This is a genomic window from Bacteroidales bacterium, assembly GCA_023228145.1.
Taxonomy (GTDB): Bacteria; Bacteroidota; Bacteroidia; order Bacteroidales; family CAIWKO01; genus CAIWKO01.
Map to the genome: position 1 here is coordinate 1 of JALOBU010000051.1, position 3313 is coordinate 3313.

Annotated in this window: 3 protein-coding genes; 1 reads left to right on the forward strand and 2 read right to left on the reverse strand. The window is 32.1% G+C overall.

Annotated elements, in window-relative coordinates:
* Window positions 1-185: hypothetical protein (locus tag M0R16_13365; protein ID MCK9613860.1), on the reverse strand; the 185-nt coding region annotated here is incomplete at its 3' end.
* A gap of 281 nt (window positions 186-466) precedes the next feature.
* The gene (locus tag M0R16_13370) at window positions 467-604 is read right to left on the reverse strand and encodes a hypothetical protein (GenBank protein ID MCK9613861.1); all 138 of its coding nucleotides are present in this window, start codon (window positions 602-604) and stop codon (window positions 467-469) included.
* Between the two features lie 192 nt (window positions 605-796).
* Between M0R16_13370 and M0R16_13375 the strand changes: the two genes are divergently transcribed.
* Window positions 797-3130, forward strand: coding sequence for a tetratricopeptide repeat protein (locus M0R16_13375; protein ID MCK9613862.1), 2334 nt, complete (start codon window positions 797-799; stop codon window positions 3128-3130).
* Window positions 3131-3313 lie beyond the last annotated feature (183 nt).

Genomic DNA, 3313 nt, shown 5'->3' on the forward strand with positions numbered 1-3313 from the left:
CTGCCGGATTGAGTCCATTGTATAGCGGTGCCACTTAGTGTGCCTGCTGGAGCGTTGTACGTACAGTTTGTACACTGTGAATACCCTGAACTTAAATTAGAAAAATTTAAAAAAACAAAAAAAAGTGTATAAATTATTAAATGGTTTTTTAATTTTTTACTCAGTAGTGTATATATTTTTCCCATTTTTATAAAAACATATTTTTATTAATAAAAGGATGTCTACAATTACAACAATAATTTATGAATTTTGGTTGTATATAATTGGTATAAAATTATATAAAAAATCTTAAACAAAAATATTTTTATATGGTTTTTGCATTATTTTTTATCGTTTTGTAAAAAAAGTACGTCGGCATGCCCAGGCGACGAGCCAAGGTTGGCTTGAATAAGAAAATATTAGAAAATCTTTAAAGGCACCACGGGCGTTTCCTGAACTTCGCAAAGCGGAGTCGGGATTACTTTGATTAGATTTTCAATATTTTCTGAGAACGGGCTGAAGCATCGTCTGGGCCGTCTTTCTCCCTGCCTGCCGTAACCGCCAGGTCAGGCATGTTTGGTTCGTTTCTGGCGCCTGCCCCGACATTTTGTGGGAGGACGAGCAAAAGAAATTAACACTCAAGGTAAAATGAAATTTTTTTAAAAGTTTGATGTTTTATTCTACTTTTTCGAAGTATTGGAATTTGGGTTAAAATTATGCTACAATATTGTAAATAATTTTTATCTCCCTTTCATTTTTAATAAAAATCTTATGTGATTTAAATCTATTTTTGTTTCGTTAATTTTTAAATTTTTATATGCTTTTAAAATCATTTCCTGCAAATAAAATCATCCTGATTATTATCTTGTTGTTCTCAACTATTATTTATCTGAAAACAAGTTCATTAAACTTCGTTAACTGGGACGATGATGAAAATATCAGAACAAATATCAGGTACAAAGAGATGCGTTTTGATAATGTAAAATATCATTATCAAAACACCAGATACAAAGCATTGGCAATGTGGAGTTTTATGGTTGATAATCATCTGTGGGGTGAAAAAATATGGATGTACCACATGCACAATGTCATTTTACATCTTATAAATACCATACTCGTTTTTTTCTGTATAAAAAAAATAACAAAAAGAGAAACACTGGCCTTAATTACTGCCGTATTGTTTTCGCTTCATCCCGCTTTTGTTGAGCCGGTTGCCTGGGTAACGGGGCGTAAAGACCTGTTATTTGTTCTTTTAACTTTACTTTCATGTATTTCTTATTTAAAATACACTTCCAAAAACTATAATATTCTATGGTTTGTTGCTGCAACTATTTTTATTTATCTGGCAAGCCTTGCAAAAATTCAGGCGTTTACTATTCCTTTGTTACTGCTTGGGCTTGACTGGTATTGCAAAAGAAAAATCTCGGCAGAATTAATACTGGAAAAAATAATATTGTTTTTTTTAATTTCCGATGTCTGGCTGTTTTTTGTTTTATTATTCTTCCTCTATCTTTTTTTAAAACTTGCAAAGCCTTATTTGTTGAAAAAAATTGACAACTTTCCCGTTTATTTGTTCTGGTATCTTCTCATCATTTCTTTTTTCGTTTTTGGGTTTTTTTCAAGATTCATTGACAAAGAAAATAAGTGGCTCATAATCCCGATAATTTCAGTAATAATATATGCTGTTTTATGTTTTTTTGTCTTAAAAAACAAATCAAAACTTATTACAAAACTATCAGAAACAAGCATTACTAAAAAAGTGTTACTTTTACTGGCACCGCTTGTTATTTTATTATTGGAGTTTTCGTTTCAAACCATTATTAACCGAGACTTCTGGAGCAGTTATCAATTTAACTTCTGGGGCATCAAACAGGGAAGTGAGTATTTTTTTTCATTACCTGAGAGGTTTATTCTGGCTCCAATTTCATTATTATATTATGTATTGCGATTTTTTGTCATCACTCCGCAGAACCCTATGGTGCCATACCCCGAACGCACAGCAGATGGGAACTTGCCGTCAGGGCTCATAATAACAGGTATTATTGTTTTTGTTGTAATGCTAATTTTTGTTTTTCTTCTATTCAGATATTATAAAAGAAACAGAACTGTTGCATTCGGAGCTATATGGTTTATTATTTCTATAAGTGTAGTAATGCATATTATACCTATTGAAGGGCGTGTGCTGGCAGCTGACAGGTATGCTTATCCTGCATATATAGGTTTATTTTTAATGATGGCGTGCTTTGCTGATTTCCTGTTACAAAAATTAAATAAGAAACTGATGATTTTTATCTTTTTATCCATCATACTCATTCTTAGTATTACAACATTTATGAATATTGACACATGGAAAAACTCCAAAACATTATGGACAAAAGCACTGGATATTAATCCAAAAAATCATTATGCGATGTACAGTTTAGGCCTTGCATATTTTACAGATGATAAAAAGCCTGAAAAAGCGGTGGAATATCTTGATAAAGCTATTGCTCTTAAAGAAAATTTTCAATATTACAACAATCGTGGGCGTTTTAAATTCGTACTTAATGACATAAAAGGCTCTCTCAAGGATATCAACAAATCCATTGAACTTGACAGCAACAGTTATGCGGCTTATAATAACCGTGGGGCTATACAACAAAAATTCGGAAATTTTAAAGGGGCACTGGATGATTTTAATAAAGCTCTTAAACTGAAACCCAATTTTACCGAAGCATCAAATAATCGTTCAAAGGTGTTGCGTTTATTAGCTCTTGATAGTTTGATTAACAACAATGTTCCAATATCTTCCGAGCAAAAGCCTGAGATTATTGAATTTATTAAAAGAACATCTGATATCTATATTATAAACAAAGATTTTGAAAAGGCTTCACAACTTCTCCAAAAAGGAATTAATATTGACCCATATTACTCTGTTTTCCATGAAATGCTTGCTGTTATGTACCAAGTAAACAATGATTTTGGAAAAGCATTAAATGCATATAATCAGGGACTATTATATATGCCTTCTGAAGCTTCATTATTAATTGGCAGGGCACTTCTATATCTTGAAAAAGGCGATACTATAAAAGCATGCCATGATTTAAAATTTGCTGATAAAAGACAGTATCCCGAAGCTGCAAGCCTAAGCAAGCAGCTTTGCGGGGAATAATCTTTTTTTATTTCACCATCTTTAATACTACTGAACTGGAAGTTTTTTCACCTATAAAATCCAGTCTGAAAGTGTACATACCTTTTGAAAGTTTCCTGCCAGAGTAATCAATTGTATATCTTCCAGTAGCAAGGTCTTCATTTGTGATAATATCAATCAATTCGCCTATGGCATTATACACTT

What these genes read in the sequence shown, in the direction of transcription:
- M0R16_13375 (MCK9613862.1), top strand. Translation starts at nt 797, where the DNA reads ATGCTTTTAAAATCATTTCCTGCAAATAAAATCATCCTGATTATTATC.